Origin of the sequence: Streptosporangium sp. NPDC023825, assembly GCF_040639575.1 — a bacterium.
Lineage (GTDB): Bacteria > Actinomycetota > Actinomycetes > Streptosporangiales > Streptosporangiaceae > Streptosporangium.
This window is the reverse complement of the sequence record NZ_JBFAAE010000006.1, coordinates 63,173-83,400: the sequence shown is the minus strand read 5'-3', so window position 1 is coordinate 83,400 and position 20,228 is coordinate 63,173. Positions and strand designations below refer to the sequence as shown.

The following is a 20,228-nucleotide window of genomic DNA, read 5'->3' as shown; positions in this document are numbered from 1 at the left end:
AGCCTCACCGAACCACCAGGTCGGCGGCACGGGGCTGCGTTGCGGACCCTACCATGCACCCGCGGAAACCATCCGGAGAAACTGTGTAACGTCCGCTGTCGGCGGACTTCTCATAAGCACTTGAGATGATAAGGCTAAGCTGAGAACTACGACTGCAACCAGACGATGGTATCCGATGTCACCGCGATGCGCAAGTCACGAAATCGAGGCGAGGAATCGCTCGCGATCCTCCTCGGGGAGATGGTCGACGAAGAGGGTGCCGTCGAGGTGGTCGGCCTCGTGCTGCAGGACGCGGGCGAGCATGCCCAGGGCGCGGACGGTGACGGGCTTGCCGAACATGTCGCGACCACGGGCGGTGACCATGTAGGAGCGTTCCAGCGGCCACCAGCGGCCGGGCGCGGACAGGCAGGCCTCGTCGGCCACGATCTTCCGTTCGGACAGCTCCAGGCGCGGGTTGACCAGGTGGCCGGACCTGCCGTCCAGCTCGTAGACGACGACCCTCAAGGGGACGCCGATCTGCGGCGCGGCCAGTCCCGCGCGGTCCCTCCCGGCCCGCATCGTGGCCTGGAGCGATTTGACCAGGACGCGCAGCGCGCGGTCGAAGGTGGTCACCGGCTCGGACACCGTGCGAAGCACGGGATCGGTGAACAGACGGATCGGCTGGACGGCCACGCGCACTCCCCGAAGCGAACGAATGGGCACCGGAGACGATTCCCATTGTCGCGCTGACTCAACCGTTACCGTTGTTTGCGAGTGTGCTGTGGTAAGCGCGCTCTCAGGCGGCTTCCGGCTTGCGCCGGAGCGTTCCCCGTTTCCGGGGTTCCCGTTTCGCCGGTGCGCGCCCGGAACGGGTACCGGGTCCTACCACTCCTCCACGGGCGTTTTGCGTCTCCCCGCGACTCCGGGCGACGTCGGCCGCGAGCGCGGCCAGATTGAGCGCGGCATTGAGGTCCCGCCCCAGGGCACGGTGGTTGCGCCGTGCGAGGCGCGGGGATCGACGTCTGCGACCAGGATCAGCCGTTCGACCTTACGAGCGGGCACGGGCAGAGCGCCTTCCCGATAACCACCGGTAAGCGGTGATCGGGTGGACACCCTGCGCCTTAACCCACCCTTTCATGATCACTCACACGTCCTGATATACGCTCAACCATCAACTGCTTCCAACCCCTCGTGTTTCCGGAATGTTGCCGCTGTGCGACGTGTGCATTGCGTATTTCCGCGGTTAGTCACACGTAACCGGCGCACCATCACAGATAGTAAATGTGCGTAATGCCGTCCTCTTAGATTTCGGGATCGAAGCAGCCCGAAACCGCAGGAGGAAAGATGGCCAAGCCCTGGATCAGCGACTGGCGGCCCGACGACCCCGCCTTCTGGCAGGGGCACGGCAGGAAGGTGGCCCGCAGGAACCTGATCTTCTCCATCTTCGCCGAACACCTCGGATTCACGCTGTGGACCGTGTGGAGCATCGTGACCGTGCAACTCGGCTCCTACGAGTTCTCCACCGACCAGCTCTTCTGGATCGTCGCCCTGCCCAACCTGATCGGCTCGGCGCTGCGCATCCCGTACACCTTCGCCCCGGCCAGATTCGGCGGCCGGAACTTCACCGTGGTCAGCGCCCTGCTCCTGCTCGTGCCCGCGGTGCTGCTGGCCATCGCGGTCGGAAACCCGGCCACCCCCTACTGGGTGTTCCTGGTCATCGCGGCCACGGCGGGCCTGGGCGGCGGCAACTTCGCCTCCAGCATGGCCAACATCACCTACTTCTACCCCCAGGACAGGCAGGGGTCGGCGCTCGGGCTCAACGCGGCGGGCGGCAACATCGGGGTCAGCTCCGTCCAGCTCGTCATGCCCCTGGTGATCGGGGCGTTCGGCCTGGCCGCCGCCGGGCTGTTCTGGATCCCGTTCATCCTGGCCGCCGCGATCGGCGCCTACTTCTTCATGGACAACCTGACCTCCGCCAAGGCCAGTCCCGCCGACCAGCTGAAGGTCGCCGGCCGGGCCCAGACCTGGATCATGTCGGTCCTGTACATCGGCACCTTCGGCTCCTTCATCGGCTACGCCACCGCGTTCCCGCTGCTCATCAAGAGCCAGTTCCCCGAGCAGGCCTCCCTGGTGGGGCTGGCCTTCATCGGCCCGCTGCTCGGCTCGCTGATCCGCCCGGTCGGGGGGTGGCTGTCGGACCGGCTCGGCGGGGCGCGGGTGACGCTCGTCAACTTCGCCGCGATGGCGGGCGCGGCGGCGCTGGTCTGGCAGGGACTGTCCCAGCACGCCTTCGCGCTGTTCTTCTGCGCCTACATGCTCCTGGTCGCCACCACCGGCATCGGCAACGGCTCCACCTACCGGATGATCCCGGCGATCTTCCGGGCGAAGGCCGTGGCGGGCGTCGCCCCCGGTACGGACGCCCACGAGGCCGCCGTGGCCGTCGGGAAGCGGGACGCCTCCGCCGCGATCGGGATCATCTCCGCGATCGGCGCCTTCGGCGGGTTCTTCATCAACCGTGGATTCGGCAGCTCCATCGCCGCGACCGGGGGAGCGGGCGCCGCGCTGGCCTCCTTCGCCGTTTTCTACCTGGTGTGCGCGGCCATCACCTGGGCCTGTTACCTGCGGACCGCGGGATCCGTGCCGAGCCTGGCGGCGGCGCGCGTGTGACCCCGGCCTGCCGGGTGCCCGTCCGGCTCACATGCGGCACCGGCCCGGCCGACGGACAGATCACATCCGCCTCATCGTGAATGTGAACGCGGTTAGCGGCTTGTAGCACATCGGTAACAGGGGAGACCTCGCGGTGAAACCGCCTGAAAGCACCATCGGTTCCATGCCGGTCTCACTTCCCCCCCAGACGCATGTGAAGGCTGGGGCGGATCGGACGAGAAGGGAAACACACCCCATGTCACGGCTCGTCGTGGTAGGACACGGACCGACATCGCACCGGTTGGTCGAGGCGCTGGTCGCCAAGGGCTTCACAGGAAGGATCACGGTACTGGGGGAGGAGCCCCGGCCGGCGTACGACCGGGTGGCACTCACCTCCTACCTGACGGGCAGGAGCGTCGAGGACCTCACCTATCCGACGCCGGAAGGGGTCGTGCTGCGGCTGTCGTCCAGGGTCGTGGAGATCGACAGGCGGGCGCGCGAGGCCGTCACCGCCGACGGCCACCGCGAGCCGTACGACGTGCTGGTGCTGGCCACCGGCTCCAGCCCGTTCGTGCCGCCGGTGCCGGGCAGGGAACTGGACGGCTGCTTCGTCTACCGCACGATCGACGACCTCGACGCGATCAGGGCGGCCGCCTCGGGCGCCACGAGCGGCGTCGTGATCGGCGGCGGGCTGCTGGGGCTGGAGGCCGCCGACGCGCTGCGCGGCCTGGGCCTGGCGACGCACGTCGTGGAGATGGGCGGCTGGCTCATGCCCCGGCAGGTCGACGAGGGCGGCGGCGCCGTCCTGCGCGGCCACGTGGAGGCGCTCGGCCTGAGCGTGCACACCGAGGCGGGGGCCAAGGAGATCGTCGCGGGCCCGGACGGGCGGGTGGCGGGCCTGGTCAAGCCGGACGGCGAGACCGTCGAGGCGCAGATCGTGGTCTTCTCCGCGGGCGTGCGGCCCCGCGACGAGCTGGCCAGGCAGGCCGGTCTCGAGGTCGGCGGGCGCGGCGGGATCGCCGTGGACGACGGGATGCGCACCAGTGACCCGGCGATCTACGCGATCGGCGAGTGCGCCCTGCACGAGGGCATGGTCTACGGGCTGGTGGGCCCGTGCTTCACGATGGCCGAGGTCGCCGCCGACCGCATCCTCGGAGGCGAGGCGGTCTTCACCCGCGCGGACCTGTCGACCAAGCTCAAGCTGCTCGGCGTGGAGGTCGCCCAGTTCGGCGCCATGGAGGGCGCGCTGGACGTGACCTTCATGGACCCGGTGGGCGGGGTCTACCAGAAGCTGTTCGTCAGCGACGACGCCCGCACCCTGCTCGGCGGGATCTGCGTCGGCGACGCCACCCCGTACAACACCCTCAAGCCCTTCGTCGGCCGTGACCTGCCGGGTTCGCCGAGCGAGCTGTTGTTCACCGGCGGGCCGGCGAGCACGGATCTCCCCGACGACGCGCAGGTCTGCTCCTGCAACAACGTCACCAAGGGCCAGGTGTGCGCGGCCATCGCCGAGCACGGCCTCACCGACGTCCCCGGCATCAAGGCGTGCACCCGCGCGGGCACCACCTGCGGCAGTTGCGTCCCGACGCTCAAGCGGATCCTCGTCTCCTCGGGCGTCGAGGTCTCCAAGGCCCTGTGCGAGCACTTCGCGCAGAGCAGGGCGGAGCTGTTCGACATCGTCCGGGTTCGCGGCCTCACCACGTTCTCGCAGATCATCGCCGAGCACGGCACCGGGCGCGGCTGCGACGTGTGCAAGCCCGTCGTCGCCTCGATCCTCGCCTCGCTCGGCAACGGCCACATCCTCGACGGCGAGCAGGCCGCCCTGCAGGACACCAACGACCACTTCCTGGCCAACATCCAGCGCAACGGCACCTACTCGGTGGTGCCGCGCATCCCCGGCGGGGAGATCACCCCGGACAAGCTCATCGTGATCGGCGAGGTGGCGCGCGACTTCGGCCTCTACACCAAGATCACCGGCGGGCAGCGGATCGACCTGTTCGGGGCCCGGGTGGAGCAGCTCCCGCTGATCTGGAAGCGGCTGGTGGACGCGGGCTTCGAGTCCGGTCAGGCGTACGGCAAGGCGCTGCGCACGGTGAAGTCCTGCGTGGGCTCGACCTGGTGCCGGTACGGGGTGCAGGACGCCGTCGGCCTGGCCATCGCGCTGGAGCTGCGCTACCGGGGCCTGCGCTCGCCGCACAAGCTGAAGTCGGCCGTCTCCGGCTGCGCCCGCGAGTGCGCCGAGGCCCGCGGCAAGGACTTCGGCGTCATCGCCACCGAGCAGGGCTGGAACCTCTACGTGGGAGGCAACGGAGGCTTCACCCCGCGCCACGCCGATCTGTTCGCCTCCGACCTGAGCACCGAGGAGCTGGTCCGCGTCATCGACCGGTTCCTGATGTTCTACGTCCGCACCGCCGACCGCCTGCAGCGCACCTCCACCTGGCTGGAGGCCCAGGGCCTGGCCTACGTCAAGGAGGTCGTGCTGGACGACTCCCTGGGGATCTGCGCAGACCTGGAGGCCCAGATGGAGCGGCACGTGGCCGGTTACACCGACGAGTGGCGGGCCGCGATCGAGGACCCGGAGAAGCTGCGGCGCTTCGTCTCCTTCGTCAACGCCCCCGGGACCCCGGACCCGTCGATCGCCTTCGAGCCCGAGCGCGACCAGGTGAAACCGGTCCTGATCCCGCTGGAGGTGGTCCGCTCCTGATCCGGCCTGATCCGTGTCCCGCGCCGGCCGTGCCGGATCGCCGTCGTCGCACACCGAGAACCCGAGGACCTGAGGACCCGAAGAGAGGAGGCCTTCACCGATGACCGCGCTGAGAGAAGACCTGGAGCTGGGAGAAGACCTGGAGACGATCGCCTGGACGGCGGTCTGTTCCTACGCCGACCTGCTGCCCGAGCGCGGAGCGTGCGCGCTCGTCGGCGGCAGGCAGATCGCGCTGTTCCGCGCCTTCGACGGCTCCCTGTTCGCGATCGGCAACCGCGACCCGTTCAGCGGTGCCCACGTCATGTCCCGGGGGATCATGGGCACCAGGGCGGGCGAGCCCGTGGTGGCCTCCCCGATGCACAAGCAGGTGTTCTCCCTCGCGACGGGGGTGTGCCTGGACGATCCCGCGGTGGCCGTGCCGACCTACCCGATCCGCGTCGCCGGCGGAACGGTGGAGGTGGGCCCCGGGTGAGCACGGGTGGGCACGGGGTGGGGCCGCGGGCGGCCGGACACCCCGGATACCGAGGAAACATCGAGCGAGGAGTGGTGAACGACAGATGAGCACCGCCGTTCCGGACGGTCCCGTCGGCTCTCCCGAGACCGCGCCCGACGCGCTGGCCGGGTTCACGATCGGGGTCACCGCCACCCGGCGGCGCGAGGAGTTCTGCGCGCTGCTGGAACGCAGGGGCGCCAGGGTGGTGCGCGCCCCGGCGATCCGGCTGGTGCCCCTGGCCGAGGACGCCGACCTGCTGGCCGCGACCCGCGCCAGCCTGACCGCCCCGATCGACGACGTGGTGGTCACCACCGGCGTCGGTTTCCGCGGATGGATGGCGGCGGCCGAGGGCTGGGGGCTCTCCGGCGACCTCGCCGAGCACCTGACCGCCGCCCGGCTGCTGACCCGCGGGCCCAAGGCGCGCGGCGCGGTCAGGGCGGCGGGCCTGACCGACCACTGGACCCCGCCCACGGAGTCGTGCGAGGAGGTCAAGCAGCACCTGCTCGCCCAGGACCTGCGCGGGCGCCGCATCGCCGTGCAGCTGCACGGGGAACCGCTGACCGGTTTCGTGGCCGCGCTGCGCGAGGCGGGCGCGGAGGTCATCGAGGTGCCGGTCTACCGGTGGCTGCCCTACCGCGACGTGTCGCCGCTGCGGCGCCTGGTCAGCCAGGCGATCTCCGGCGGCGTGGACGCGGTCGCCTTCACCAGCGCCCCGGCCGTGCTGGCCATGCTCAACTCCGCCCGCGCGGACGGCTTGGAGGACGCGCTGGTCTCGGCCTTCGCCGGGCCGGTCGTCGCCGCCTGCGTGGGACCGGTCACCGCCGCGCCGCTGGAGGCGCGCGGGGTGCCCACCGTGCAGCCCGAGCGTTCCCGCCTGGGCACGCTGGCCCGTACCCTCGCCAGGCACCTGCCAGAGCACAGCGTCACCCGCCTGGTCGCGGGCGGCCACCGGCTGGAGATCCGCGGCCACGCCGTCGCGGTGGAAGGCGAGCTGAAGCCGCTGCCGCCGGCGCCGATGGCGGTCCTCAAGCGCCTGGCCGACAAGCCCGGACACGTGGTGGCCCGCTCCGACCTGCGGACCGTGCTCCCCGGCGGTCCCTCGCGCGACTCGGCCGAGCACGCGGTCGAGATGGCCATCACCCGCCTGCGCCGTGCCCTCGGTCCCGCGGGGATCGTCGAGACAGTCGTCAAACGCGGCTACCGCCTGGCCTGCGACCGGGGTGAAGGCCTGTGACGACGCTGGTCCTGGCCGGGCACGGGACGCGCAGCGCGAGGGGCGAGGAGACCCTGGCCGGACTGCGGGACCTGGTGCGCGGGGGCCGCCGGGGGACGCGGGTCGAGCAGGCGTTCCTGGAGATCAGCTCGCCGCTGCTGGCCGACGTGCTGCCCGGTCTGCCCGGCCCCGTCGTGGTGGTCCCGCTGCTGCTGGCGGGCGGCTACCACGTCCACATCGACCTGCCCTCCGTGGTCGCCGCGGCCAGGCCGGACGCCGTGCTGGCGGCCCCGCTGGGACCGCACCCGCTGCTCACCGCCGTCCTGGCCAGGCGGCTCTCCGCCGCGGGGCTGAGGGGCGCCGACTCGGTGGTCCTGGGAGCGGCGGGCTCGTCCGATCCGGCCGCGCTGGCCGACGTGCGGGCGGCGGCCCGGCTGCTGTCGGTCAGGCTCTCCCGCCCGGTCACCGCGGCCTTCGCCGCGACGGGCACCCCGTCGGTCGCCGAGGCCCTGGAGCGGCTGCGCTCGGGACCCGCGCCGCGGATCGCGCTGGCCTCCTACCTCCTGGCCCCCGGCTTCTTCCAGGACCGCCTGGAGGCGTCCGGCGCCGACCTGGTCTCCGCCCCCCTGGGAGTGGACGCGGACCTGGCCGCGCTGGTGTGGGCACGGTTCGACCAGGCCCGCCTGGCGTCGGCGGCCACGGCCGGCGGCCCGGCCCGTCCGGGGCCGGTGGAGGCCGGGCTCGACCGGGTCGCAGGGCCTTCGAGCGCCCGGACCCCGGCGTGGCCCGCCCGGCACCGGTGATCGCGGGAGTGATCAGGCCGGCCGGGGCTCCAGCCTCAGCTCCCGGACGATCTCCTCGGCGACCTCGTCCCGCGAGGGCAGGAAGTCGTCGGCGCCCAGAAGCGTCTCGTAGTAGGCGTGGCGGAAGCACCCGGCGAGCAGCAGCCGGGCGCTGGCGACCGGGACGACCCCGGGGGAGACACGCCCCGCCCGCTGCTCGGCCGCCAGGTACGCGGTGAGCGGCACGATCTCCGACATCGGACCGATGTCGCTGTCGCGCATCGCCTCGCGGAAGCGGACGGTGACCGAGGGGGAGGTGAAGGCGGGCAGCGCCGCCGCCTGGACCTCGCAGTAGTAGTCGATGCCCGCTCGCGCGATGGGCAGCAGGTTCTCGCTCACCCGGCCCTTGCCGACCAGGTACATCAGGTCGTCGAGGACGCGCCGCCAGACCGGGAGCCGGTCCTGCAGCAGGGCCAGGAACATGTCGACGGCGTGCCCGGACGCGGTGCCCCGCGAGCGCGGGTGCGCGGCGTCGTCGGCCTCCTCGCGCTTCATGAACGCGGCCAGCTCGAGGACGCGGCGCCGCGCCTCCTGCGCGTTCCGGTGCGGGTCGACGGCGTGCTGGTACGGGTCGATCTGGTACGGGTCGATATAGGGAGTCGCCATGGTCGCCCTAACGTGCGCAGTCACATGGACAGATGGTCGTAACGGTGATGCGTCGTCCGCCGGTGTCCACGGGGCCGTGTTCTTGCTGGGTTCTTGCTGGCCGTGGAGCCGCCGACGTCCGGTTTTCCGCTCGGCGCGCACCCGGAGGGGCGGGGCGTGCCCGATCAGTGCCTGTCGGCCCGGGCCCGGCCCCGGGCTCGACCTGGTTTCAACCTAGGCGAAAAAGAGCGTCCGGTGGTAACCGTACGCCGTGAGTTCAGCCGTCGGAGTCACGGTCGCGCCGGCGCAGATAGCGCTCGAACTCGGCGGCGATGGCGTCGCCGCTCGCCTCGGGCAGCTCCGCGGCGTCCTTGCGCTCCTCGAGCTCCTTGACGTACTCGGCGACCTCGCTGTCCTGGGAGGCCAGCTCGTCGACGCCGTGCTCCCAGGCCCGGGACTCCTCGGCCAGCTCGCCCAGCGGCATCGGGATGTCGAGCAGGTCCTCCATCCGGCTGAGCAGCGCCATGGTGGCCTTCGGGTTGGGCGGCTGGGCCACGTAGTGCGGCACCGAGGCCCACAGCGACACGGCGTGCAGCCCGGCGGCGCCCAGGGAGTGCTGCAGGACGCCGACGATGCCGGTCGGCCCCTCGTAGCGGCTCAGCTCCAGGTTGATCGCCCTGGCCAGGCCCTCGTCGGTCGCCGACCCGACGATCGGCACCGGGCGGGTGTGCGGCGAGTCGTTGAGCAGCGCGCCGAGCAGGACCGCCAGCTCGACCCCCAGCTCGCGGCAGACCAGCACGATCTCCTCGCAGAACGCGCGCCAGCGCATGTTGGGCTCGATGCCGCGCAGCAGCACCACGTCGCGGTCGACGCCCGGGGGCCTGGCCACCGACAGCTTGGTGGTCGGCCAGGTGATGGACCGCGTCAGCCCCTCGCCCATCTCGACGATCGGGCGGGTCACCTGGAAGTCGTAGTATTCCTCCGGGTCCAGGGAGACCAGCGGGGTCGCCTTCCACTCCTCCTCGAGGTGCGCGATCACTCCGCTCGAGGCCTCACCCGCGTCGTTCCACCCCTCGAACGCGGCGATCATCACCGGGTCGACGAGCTCGGGCAGGCCTTCGATCTCGATCACGCGCCCCCTCCTTCTCACCTCTCGTCCTATCCGGCTAAGCCTATGCGGTGAGGGGGCCTTCACGTCACCTTCCCGACATGGTGCGGGCGATCGGGACGTCGCGACCCGCGCGCCGCCACACGCCGGGCGGCGCCGGGCCTCGCGGCCGCCCCGGGGGCCGGTGAGCCTCCGGCCCGGCGGCCACGGGAGGCCGCCCCCGCGCCCGCCGGTGGACCGGTGGATCGCCGGTACCGATGAGGACGGCGCGACCGGCCATCGGCGGTGCCGCGGTGATGCTGCGGCGGTGGTGCTGCGACGGTGCCGCGGTGCTCCGGCGGTGGTGCCGCGGCGCTCCGGCGGTGGTGCTGCGGTGGTGCTGCGACGGTGTTCCGGCGCGGCGACAGGGGCGGTGGCAGGGGTGATCGCCGGGTCAGGTGGGCAAAAGATCCAATCGCCGTCGAGATCGCCGCCGAGCACCGGGGTGCCCGGACGGCTCCCAGTACTCTTGTCCCATGACAAGCACTCCGTCTTTCCGTGAAGTCCTGGCCGAGCGCGTGATGGTCGCCGACGGGGCTATGGGGACGATGCTTCAGGCCCACGACGTCACCATGGATGACTTCCAGGACCATGAGGGCTGCAACGAAGTGCTCAACGTCACCCGTCCCGACATCGTCCGCGCCGTGCACGAGGCCTACTTCGAGGTGGGGGTCGACTGCGTCGAGACCAACACCTTCGGAGCCAACCTTTCAGCTCTCGGCGAATACGACATCCCCGAGCGCGTCTTCGAGTACTCCGAGGCCGGTGCCCGCGTCGCGCGCGAGGCCGCCGACGCCTGGTCCACCCCCGACCGCCCGCGCTTCGTGCTCGGCTCCATCGGCCCGGGCACCAAGCTCCCCACCCTCGGGCACAAGCCGTACGCCGAGCTGCGCGACGCCTACTACGACAACGCCGCCGGCCTGGTCGGCGGCGGCGCCGACGCGCTGATCATCGAGACCTCCCAGGACCTGCTCCAGGTCAAGGCGGCGGTGATCGGCGCCCGCCGGGCCATCGCCGACTCCGGCCGTGACGTGCCGGTGATCGCCCAGGTGACCATCGAGACCAACGGCGCGATGCTGCTGGGCTCGGAGATCGGCGCGGCCCTGACCGCGATCGAGCCGCTCGGCGTCGACGTGATCGGCCTCAACTGCGCGACCGGCCCCGCCGAGATGAGCGAGCACCTGCGCTACCTGGCCCGCCACGCCCGGGTCCGCCTGTCGTGCATGCCCAACGCCGGGCTGCCCGTGCTGACCTCCGACGGCGCCTACTACCCGCTGAGCCCCGAGGAGCTGGCCTCGGCGCACGAGAACTTCACCCGCGACTACGGGCTCTCCCTGGTCGGCGGCTGCTGCGGCACGACCCCCGAGCACCTGCGCCAGGTCGTCGAGAGGGTCCGCGGGCGGGAGACGGCCCCGCGCCGCCCCCGCCCCGAGGCCGGCGCCTCCTCCCTCTACCAGAGCGTCCCCTTCCGCCAGGACATCTCGTACATGGCCATCGGCGAGCGCACCAACGCCGTCGGCTCCAAGATCTTCCGCGAGGCGATGCTCGCCCAGGACTGGGAGGAGTGCGTGGAGATCGCGCGGGGGCAGGCCCGCGACGGCGCGCACATGCTCGACCTCTGCGTCGACTACGTGGGCCGCGACGGCGTGGCCGACATGAAGGAGCTGGCCTTCCGCTTCGCCACCGCCTCCACGCTGCCGGTCGTCCTCGACTCCACCGAGCCCGCCGTCCTCGAGGCCGGGCTGCAGATGCTCGGCGGGCGCGCGGTCGTCAACTCGGTCAACTACGAGGAGGGCGACGGCCCCGAGACGCGCTTCCACCGGAACATGACCCTGGTCCGCGAGCACGGCGCCGCCGTGGTCGCCCTCACCATCGACGAGGAGGGCCAGGCCCGTACCGCCGGCCGGAAGGTCCAGATCGCGGTCCGCCTCATCGAGGACCTGACGGGCGACTGGGGCATGAACATCGAGGACATCCTCGTCGACATGCTCACCTTCCCCATCGCCACCGGCCAGGAGGAGACCCGGCGCGACGCGCTGGAGACGATCGAGGCGATCAAGGAGATCAAGCGGCTCCACCCCGGGGTGCAGACGGTCCTGGGCCTGTCGAACGTGTCGTTCGGCCTCAACCCGGCCGCCCGCATCGTGCTCAACTCGGTCTTCCTCAACGAGTGCGTCAACGCCGGCCTCGACGCGGCGATCGTGCACGCCTCCAAGATCCTGCCGATGGCGCGCATCCCCGAGGAGCAGCGCGAGGTCGCCCTGGACATGGTCTACGACCGGCGCAGGGAGGGCTACGACCCGCTGCAGCGGTTCATGGAGCTGTTCGAGGGCGTCGACGCGGCCGCCCTCAAGGAGAGCAAGGCCGAGGAGCTCGCCGCGCTGCCGCTGTGGGAGCGGCTCAAGCGCCGCATCGTCGACGGCGAGCGCAAGGGCCTGGAGGCCGACCTCGACGAGGGCCTCGCCCGGCGCCCCGCCCTGGAGATCGTCAACGACGTGCTGCTGGACGGGATGAAGACCGTCGGCGAGCTGTTCGGCTCCGGCCAGATGCAGCTGCCGTTCGTGCTCCAGTCGGCCGAGGTGATGAAGACCTCGGTCGCCTACCTGGAGCCGCACATGGAGCGGGTCGAGGGCGAGATCAAGGGCCGCATCGTGCTCGCCACCGTCAAGGGCGACGTGCACGACATCGGCAAGAACCTGGTCGACATCATCCTCTCCAACAACGGCTACGAGGTCGTCAACCTCGGCATCAAGCAGCCGGTGTCGGTCATCCTGGAGGCCGCCGAGGAGAAGAAGGCCGACGTCATCGGCATGTCCGGGCTGCTGGTGAAGTCAACGGTCATCATGAAGGAGAACCTGGAGGAGATGAACTCCCGGGGCATCTCCGAGAAGTTCCCCGTGCTGCTCGGCGGGGCGGCGCTGACCCGCGCCTACGTCGAGCAGGACCTCGCGGAGCTCTTCCAGGGCCAGGTCCGCTACGCTCGCGACGCCTTCGAGGGACTGCGCCTGATGGACGCCTTCATGGCGGTCAAGCGCGGGGAGAAGGGCGCGAGCCTGCCGCCGCTGCGCGAGCGCCGGGTCAAGGGCGGCGCCACGCTGGTCAGGACCCCGGTGGAGGAGCTGCCCGCCCGCTCCGACGTGGCCGCCGACAACCCGGTGCCGACGGCGCCCTTCCTCGGCGAGCGCGTCATCAAGGGCGTGCCGCTCGCCGAGTACGCCGCGTTCCTGGACGAGCGGGCGACGTTCATGGGCCAGTGGGGCCTCAAGGCCGCGCGCGGCGGCGACGGGCCCTCGTACGAGGAGCTGGTCGAGACCGAGGGCCGCCCGCGCCTGCGGATGTGGCTGGAGCGGATGCAGACCGACGGGCTGCTGGAGGCGGCGGTCGTCTACGGCTACTTCCCGTGCGTCAGCGACGGCGACTCGCTGATCGTCCTGGACGAGGGGGGCGACGAGCGCACCCGCTTCACCTTCCCGCGCCAGCGGCGCGACCGGCACCTGTGCCTGTCCGACTTCTTCCGCTCCAAGGACTCCGGCGAGGTCGACGTCGTCGCCTTCCAGGTCGCGACGATGGGCAACCGGGTCTCCGAGGCCGCGGCCGAGCTGTTCGCCAAGGACGCCTACCGCGACTACCTGGAGCTGCACGGCCTGTCGGTGCAGCTGACCGAGGCCCTGGCCGAGTACTGGCACGCGCGCGTGCGCTCCGAGCTCGGCATCGGCGGCGACGAGTCCCTGGAGGACATGCTCAAGGTCAACGTCGCCGGCTGCCGCTACTCCTTCGGTTACCCGGCCTGCCCCAACCTGGAGGATCAGGTGCAACTGATGGAACTGCTCGATCCGGCCAGGATCGGCGTCGAGCTGTCGGAGGAGTTCCAGCTCCACCCCGAGCAGTCGACGTCCGCGCTGATCGTCCATCACCCTGAGGCCAATTACTTCAACGTATGACCGGCGTGTGATCGGCAGGGGGTTCACCGGGAATGGAAGCGGTTCTCTTCGACATGGACGGGCTTCTCGTCGACAGCGAGAAGATCTGGTTTCAGGTCGAGACCGAGGTGATGGAACGGCTCGGCGGAGAATGGGGGGAGGCCCACCAGGAGAATCTGGTGGGCGGCTCCATGCCGGCCACCGTGGCCTACATGCTCAGGATCTCCGGCGGGGGCGCCACCCCCGCCGAGGTGGAGACCTGGATGCTGGAGGGCATGACCGCCAGGCTCGCGGGCGGGGTGGAGATGATGCCCGGCGCCGCCGAGCTGCTGGCCGAGGTGCGCGGTCACGGCCTGGCCACCTCCCTGGTCACCTCGTCGGTCCGGCCGATCGCCGAGGCGTGCCTGCGGAGCATCGGCGACCACAACTTCGACCACGTGGTCACCGGTGACCACGTCACCAGGACCAAGCCCCACCCCGAGCCCTACCTGACGGCCGCCCGGCTGCTGGGGGTCGATCCGGCCCGCTGCGTCGCCCTGGAGGACTCCCCGAATGGGGTGACGTCGGCCACCGCCGCGGGCTGCCGGGTGGTGGCGGTGCCGAGCGTGCTGCCGATTCCCGCCGCGCCCGGCCGCCTCGTCGTCGGCTCGCTGCTGGAGGTCGACGTGGCGATCCTGCGTTCGCTGTCCTCCGGCGAGCCGTCCGAGGCCGGGGATCGTCCCTGATCTTTCTCGCGAACCGCCCCGTATCCCCTAAGGGGTGATCCCTCCTCAGGAAGGAGGGCCCGTCCCGGTTCCACGTGCCAGGATGGAGATCGGGTAAGCCGATACGAGGGGCGGTCCGCTATGTCGTTCACACAGATCGCGTGGTTGCCGCTCTGCGCCGGGGTCACCGGCGTGGGGCTGGTGCTGAGTTTCCTGCTGATGCGGCGCCGGGGGGCCGCGGCGGGGTTGCGTGCCGCGGCCTGGTCGCTGCTGCCCGTGGCCGCCTACCTGACCGGCGCGCTGCCGACCCTGTGGCAGATCGGCACGGCGATCGTCGGGTTCGTCACCGGCCTGGCGCTCAATCCCATGGTGTGGGCCGGGGTGGGGGTGGCCGGGCTCTCCGCGCTGCTCTTCCTGGTCTCCGGCTTCCTGCGCGGCCGCCGCCTCAGGGCCGCCGCGTCCTCGGCGTCCGGGGCCTCCCCCGCGCCCGTCGCGAGCGCTCCGGCCGCCTCGGGGCGGAACAGGGCCGTGACACCGGGGGCGCAGGGCGCGCCCGGGGCGACCGCCGTCACGCAGCCGCTGCCCAAGCGCACGCCCGCGCCCTCGCCCGTCTCCAGGGCCGCCGGGTCCAAGCCCGCGGCGAAGCCGGCGGCCGACGACGACTTCTCCGATATCGAGGACATCCTGAAGCGCCGGGGAATCGGGTGACGCTACGTCATCGCCCCGTTCCCATGTCACGAATCCGAGACAGAAGCGGAACGGCTTCCGGACATTGCCTTCAAGATCAAAACAAATGAATTTCACGTGAATCACAGTTGAGCCACATAGCGCCTCAGGGGACTGGTCAGCGCAGTTCAGCCCATAGATTCTGCGCACGGGACCACTAATAACGGCCCGTAGACTTACGGCGCGCTACCCCGACCCGGGGGACGCGTTGACGGACAACGTCGTCTGGGATCCAGGGGGCCACTGTATGACCGCACCGCTCGATGTCCCCGGCACGGCCATGGAGGCCCAGCCGGAGGCCGTTCTCGAAGGGGTGGGCGGAAAAGCCATCGAAGGCCGTTCTCTCGGCCAGATCGCTTGGCTGCGCCTGAAGCGCGACAAGGCCGCGATCATCGGCGCTTTCGTCGTGGTCTTCCTGACGCTGATCGCGATCTTCGCGGAGCGTCCGTTCGGCGGGATCATCGCGCTGTTCGGGGACTCTCCGAACATTCCCAACAACGACCTCATCGACCCCATGACGAGCGCCCCGCTGGGCGCCTGGGGCGGGATCAGCCTTGAGCACCCGTTCGGGCTGGAGCCGGTCAACGGCCGTGACATCTTCGCCCGGATCCTCTCCGGCGCCCAGATCTCGCTGCTGGTCGCCTTCCTGGCCACGCTGCTCTCGGTGGTGCTCGGCTCGCTGCTGGGCGTGCTCGCGGGCTTCTTCGGCGGCTGGGTCGACACCCTCATCAGCCGGGCGATGGACGTCTTCCTCGCCTTCCCCCTGCTGCTGTTCGCGATCGCCATCGTCGGCGCCGTCCCCGACCGGGCGCTCGGGCTGCAGGGCAACGGCCTGCGGATCGCGGTGATCGTGTTCATCATCGGCTTCTTCAACTGGCCCTACATCGCGCGCATCGTGCGCGGCCAGACGCTGTCGCTGCGCGAGCGTGAGTTCGTCGACGCCTCCCGCTCCCTGGGCGCGGGCAACGGCTACATCATCTTCCGTGAGATGTTCCCGAACCTCGTGGCGCCGATCCTCGTCTACGCCACCCTGCTCATCCCCACGAACATCCTGTTCGAGGCGGCTCTGTCGTTCCTCGGTGTCGGCGTGAACGAGCCCCAGGCCTCCTGGGGCGGCATGCTCACCAGGGCGGTCGACTACTACCAGACCGCCCCGCTCTTCATGATCGTCCCGGGCCTGGCGATCTTCATCACCGTCATGGCGTTCAACCTGCTGGGCGACGGGCTCCGGGACGCCCTCGACCCGCGAGCCCGGTAGCGAACAAGCGACCGTCCTCTATATCACCGTCACTCATGACAAGGGGTATACCACCACGATGAGGAAGATCAACGTACTGGCGCTCGGTGCGCTGGGTACCGCGCTGACCATGGGACTGGCCGCCTGTGGCGGAACAGCCGGTGGCGGTGGCAACACGTCCTCGGGAAGTCAGGGGACCGGCGCCGCGGCCTCCGCGGCCAAGCACAACGACGGCTACACCAAGGTCGTCAACGCCTCGGACACCAAGGGCGGCACGCTCAAGTTCGCCTACTCCGACGAGCCCGACTCGATGGACCCGGGCAACACGTACTACGCGTTCAACTGGAACTTCACCCGGCTGTACGCCCGCCCGCTGATGACCTACGCCCCCGCCCCCGGGGACGCCGGCCTGAAGCTGGTCCCGGACCTGGCCGAGGGCCCCGGCGAGATGGCCGCGGACGGCCTCTCCTGGACGTACAAGATCAAGAAGGGCATCAAGTACGACGACGGCACCGAGGTCAAGGCCGCGGACGTCAAGTACGCCATCGCCCGCAGCAACTTCACCTCCGAGCTCACCGACGGTCCGAAGTACTTCGCCCAGTACCTCGACGCCGGTGACTACAAGGGTCCCTACAAGGACAAGAACCTCGACGACTTCAAGGGCATCGAGACCCCCGACGACTACACGGTCGTCTTCAAGCTGAAGGCGCCGTTCGCGGAGTTCGACTTCCTCGTCGCCAACCCGCAGTCCGCCCCGGTGCCGCAGGCCAAGGACACCGGCCTCGACTACGAGAAGACCGTCGCCTCGACCGGTCCCTACAAGATCGAGAGCTACGAGATCGGCAAGCAGTTCAACCTCGTCAAGAACGAGAACTGGGACCCGGCCACCGACACCACCCGCAAGCAGCTGCCCGACCGCATCGAGGTCCAGCTGAAGCAGAACGCCGAGGACATCGACAAGCGCCTCATGAGCGGCCAGGTCCACGTCGACCTCGGCGGCACCGGCGTGCAGCCGGCGGCCCGCGCCCAGATCGTCGCGGACGCCAAGCTGAAGGACTCCACGGACAACCCCTTCACGCCGTTCAACCGCTACGCGATGATGTCGACCGCGGTGAAGCCGTTCGACAACATCGAGTGCCGCAAGGCCGTGCAGTACGCCACCGACAAGACCGCCACCCAGGCTCCCTGGGGCGGCCCGCTCGGCGGCGAGATCGGCACCACCGCGATGACCCCGACCACGGTCGGCTACAAGCAGTTCGACCTCTACCCCAACGGCGCCGACCACAAGGGTGACCTGGCCAAGGCCAAGGAGCACCTGGCGGCCTGCGGCCAGCCGAACGGCTTCGAGACCAACATCGCGGTCCGCGGTGACCGCACCAAGGAAGTCCAGGTCGCCGAGGCCCTCCAGGCCTCCCTCGACCGGGTCGGCATCAAGGCCACCATCAAGAAGTACCCCTCGGGTGACTGGAGCGCGCAGTACGCCGGCAAGCCGGAGTTCGTGCACGCCAACAAGCTGGGCATCATGATCGCCGGTTGGGGTTCCGACTGGCCGTCCGGCTTCGGATTCCTGTCGCAGATCGTCGACGGTCGCTTCATCAAGGACTCCGGCAACTACAACATGATGGAGCTCAACGACAAGTCGGTGAACGAGCTGCTGGACAAGGGCATCCAGACCACCGACGCCGCGGCCCGCAACGAGATCTGGGCGCAGGTCGACCAGAAGGTCATGGAGTCTGCCGCCTTCATGCCCTTCGTCTACGAGAAGACCCTGATCTTCCGCCCGTCGACCCTGACCAACGTGTACGTGCACCCGGCCTACGGCATGTACGACTACACGTGGCTCGGCGTCCAGCAGTAGCCCTTCCCTAGTTAGCCAAAGGCAGGTGAAGGCCTGACGGTGCCCGGGAGCGACCCTCCCGGGCACCACCGGCCGAACGATCGTGGTCGCTTTCATCGTCCGCCGCGTGATCGCCGCCGTGCTGATGCTCGCCATTGTCAGCATGGCCACCTTCGCGATCTTCTTTCTCATCCCGCGTGCCCTGGGGCAGACCCCCGAGGGCATGGCGTCGCGTTACGTCGGGCGAGACGCCACCCCTGAGGCGATCCAGGGCGCCGTCAAGCGGCTGCATCTGGACGATCCGCTCCTGGTGCAGTACGGCCGGTTCGCGCAGGGCATCGTCGCCGGTCAGGACTACTCGCTCGGCCCGCGCAAGGCCGAGTGCCCGGCCCCGTGCTTTGGCTTCTCCTTCAACAACAACCAGCCGGTCTGGCCGACGCTGCTCGACCGGCTCCCCGCGACGATCTCCCTCGCCCTGGGCGCCGCGGTCACCTGGGTCGTCGTCGGCGTCAGCGTGGGCGTCATCTCCGCGCTGAAACGCGGCACCGCCATGGACCGGACGGCCATGACGATCGCCCTGGCCGGAGTGTCGCTCCCCATCTACTTCACCGGCCTGGTGTCGTTGTCGCTGTTCGCGTACACGCTGGGGATCTTCCCGGGCGGTGGCAGCTACACGGCGTTCACCGAGAATCCGGTCATGTGGTTCCAGGCGCTCGTCCTGCCGTGGATCACCCTGGCGTTCCTGTACGCCGCCCTGTACGCCCGGCTCACCCGGGCGGGCATGCTGGAGACCATGGGCGAGGACTACATCCGCACGGCCCGCGCCAAGGGCCTCAAGGAGCGGACGGTCGTGACCAAGCACGCGCTGCGGGCCACGCTGACCCCGATCCTCACCATCTTCGGACTGGACCTCGGCCTGCTGCTGGGCGGCGCGGTGCTCACCGAGAGCACCTTCTCCATCCCCGGCATCGGGAAGCTGGTCATCGACGCGATCCGGAGCAACGACCTGCCCGTCGTCCTGGGCGTGACCCTGTTCGCGGCGATCTTCATCGTCGTGGCCAATCTCATCGTGGACGTCCTGTACGCGGTGGTCGACCCGAGGGTGAGGCTCTCATGACGACTCCCGCACCGGAGTCCTTCCTGGAACTGCGCGACCTGCGCATCCACTTCCCGACCGAGGACGGCCTGGTCAAGTCCGTCGACGGCCTGTCGTTCAAGCTCGAGCGGGGCAAGACCCTGGGCATCGTGGGCGAGTCGGGCTCGGGCAAGAGCGTGACCAGCCTCGGCATCCTGGGCCTGCACAAGGGTGGCCGGGCCAAGATCTCCGGTGAGATCTGGCTGGACGGCGAGGAGCTCGTCGGCGCGAGCCCCGACCACGTGCGGACCCTGCGCGGCAAGAAGATGGCGATGATCTTCCAGGATCCGCTGTCCGCCATGCACCCGTACTACAGCGTGGGCGCCCAGATCATCGAGGCGTACCGGATCCACCACAAGGTCAGCAAGGCCGTCGCCCGCAAGCACGCGATCGACATGCTCGGCCGGGTGGGGATCCCGCAGCCCGACAAGCGGGTCGACGACTACCCCCACCACTTCTCCGGCGGCATGCGCCAGCGCGCGATGATCGCCATGGCGCTCTCCTGCGACCCCGAGCTCCTCATCGCCGACGAGCCCACCACGGCCCTCGACGTGACCGTCCAGGCGCAGATCCTCGACCTGATGCGCGACCTGCAGAGCGAGTTCAACTCCGCGCTGATCGTCATCACCCACGACCTCGGCGTGGTCGCCGAGCTGTCGGACGACATCCTGGTGATGTACGGCGGCAAGTGCGTCGAGTACGGCACGGCCGAGGACACCTTCTACCGGCCCGAGCACCCCTACACGTGGGGTTTGCTGGGATCGATGCCCCGCCTGGACCGTGAGCCCACCGAGCGGCTGCTCCCGATCAAGGGCTCCCCGCCCTCCCTGATCAACGTGCCGTCCGGCTGCGCCTTCAACCCCCGCTGCGCCTTCGCCGGCCGTACCGAGGGCAAGGCCACCTCGGAGGTGCCGCAGCTGCTGGAGACCGACGGCGGCCACCTGGTCCGCTGCCACATGCCCCGCGCGGAACGGCGGTCCATCTGGGAGAACGAGATCAAGCCGATGATGGAGAGCACGTGAGCCAGCGAGCCGGTCAGCACAGCACGTCTCGGGTTAGG

Annotated in this window: 15 protein-coding genes; 12 read left to right on the top strand and 3 right to left on the bottom strand. The window is 70.2% G+C overall.

Features of this window, described 5'->3' with window-relative positions; translation table 11 throughout:
- Positions 1–195: 195 nt before the first annotated feature.
- Positions 196–672 (bottom strand): peptide deformylase, encoded by a 477-nt coding sequence (def, locus tag AB0G15_RS07870; protein WP_362836469.1) that lies wholly within the window; start codon positions 670–672, stop codon positions 196–198.
- 651 nt (positions 673–1,323) lie between these two features.
- Between def and AB0G15_RS07865 the strand changes: the two genes are divergently transcribed.
- The 5 genes from AB0G15_RS07865 to AB0G15_RS07845 all read left to right on the top strand — a co-directional run bounded on the left by AB0G15_RS07865 (position 1,324) and on the right by AB0G15_RS07845 (position 7,838).
- A complete protein-coding gene (locus tag AB0G15_RS07865; RefSeq protein WP_362836467.1) occupies positions 1,324–2,646 on the top strand; it encodes an MFS transporter in 1,323 nt (440 codons plus the stop codon).
- Positions 2,647–2,881: 235 nt separating this feature from the next.
- Positions 2,882–5,329: a nitrite reductase large subunit NirB gene (gene nirB, locus AB0G15_RS07860; protein ID WP_362836465.1), complete on the top strand. Its 2,448-nt coding sequence runs from the start codon at positions 2,882–2,884 to the stop codon at positions 5,327–5,329.
- A gap of 100 nt (positions 5,330–5,429) precedes the next feature.
- The gene (gene nirD / locus AB0G15_RS07855) at positions 5,430–5,801 is read left to right on the top strand and encodes a nitrite reductase small subunit NirD (RefSeq protein WP_362836463.1); all 372 of its coding nucleotides are present in this window, start codon (positions 5,430–5,432) and stop codon (positions 5,799–5,801) included.
- A gap of 85 nt (positions 5,802–5,886) precedes the next feature.
- Complete coding sequence (locus tag AB0G15_RS07850; RefSeq protein WP_362836461.1) at positions 5,887–7,056, top strand: uroporphyrinogen-III synthase; 1,170 nt, start codon at positions 5,887–5,889, stop codon at positions 7,054–7,056.
- Complete coding sequence (locus AB0G15_RS07845) at positions 7,053–7,838, top strand: sirohydrochlorin chelatase (RefSeq protein WP_362836459.1); 786 nt, start codon at positions 7,053–7,055, stop codon at positions 7,836–7,838. The genes AB0G15_RS07850 and AB0G15_RS07845 overlap by 4 nt, the downstream gene beginning before the upstream one ends.
- Before the next feature lie 12 nt (positions 7,839–7,850).
- Here AB0G15_RS07845 and AB0G15_RS07840 read toward each other — a convergent pair whose 3' ends face one another.
- Positions 7,851–8,483, bottom strand: coding sequence for a hypothetical protein (locus AB0G15_RS07840; RefSeq protein ID WP_362836457.1), 633 nt, complete (start codon positions 8,481–8,483; stop codon positions 7,851–7,853).
- 256 nt (positions 8,484–8,739) lie between these two features.
- Positions 8,740–9,594: a PAC2 family protein gene (locus AB0G15_RS07835; RefSeq protein ID WP_350967829.1), complete on the bottom strand. Its 855-nt coding sequence runs from the start codon at positions 9,592–9,594 to the stop codon at positions 8,740–8,742.
- Positions 9,595–10,085: 491 nt separating this feature from the next.
- Between AB0G15_RS07835 and metH the strand changes: the two genes are divergently transcribed.
- From metH to AB0G15_RS07800, 7 genes are all read left to right on the top strand, one after another.
- A complete protein-coding gene (metH, locus tag AB0G15_RS07830) occupies positions 10,086–13,550 on the top strand; it encodes a methionine synthase (protein WP_362836455.1) in 3,465 nt (1,154 codons plus the stop codon).
- Between the two features lie 32 nt (positions 13,551–13,582).
- Entirely contained in the window at positions 13,583–14,254 is a 672-nt protein-coding gene (locus AB0G15_RS07825; protein WP_362836453.1) for an HAD family phosphatase, read from the top strand.
- A 120-nt stretch (positions 14,255–14,374) separates the two neighbouring features.
- Positions 14,375–14,941: a cellulose synthase gene (locus tag AB0G15_RS07820; RefSeq protein ID WP_362836451.1), complete on the top strand. Its 567-nt coding sequence runs from the start codon at positions 14,375–14,377 to the stop codon at positions 14,939–14,941.
- A 265-nt stretch (positions 14,942–15,206) separates the two neighbouring features.
- Positions 15,207–16,217: an ABC transporter permease gene (locus AB0G15_RS07815; protein WP_362836449.1), complete on the top strand. Its 1,011-nt coding sequence runs from the start codon at positions 15,207–15,209 to the stop codon at positions 16,215–16,217.
- Between the two features lie 58 nt (positions 16,218–16,275).
- Positions 16,276–18,054, top strand: coding sequence for an ABC transporter substrate-binding protein (locus tag AB0G15_RS07810; protein ID WP_362836447.1), 1,779 nt, complete (start codon positions 16,276–16,278; stop codon positions 18,052–18,054).
- A gap of 82 nt (positions 18,055–18,136) precedes the next feature.
- Entirely contained in the window at positions 18,137–19,150 is a 1,014-nt protein-coding gene (locus AB0G15_RS07805) for an ABC transporter permease (RefSeq protein ID WP_362686047.1), read from the top strand.
- Positions 19,147–20,190 carry an ABC transporter ATP-binding protein gene (locus tag AB0G15_RS07800; RefSeq protein WP_362686050.1) on the top strand — a complete coding sequence of 348 codons (1,044 nt, stop codon included), beginning with the start codon at positions 19,147–19,149 and terminating at the stop codon, positions 20,188–20,190. The genes AB0G15_RS07805 and AB0G15_RS07800 overlap by 4 nt, the downstream gene beginning before the upstream one ends.
- The last annotated feature ends 38 nt before the right edge of the window (positions 20,191–20,228 follow it).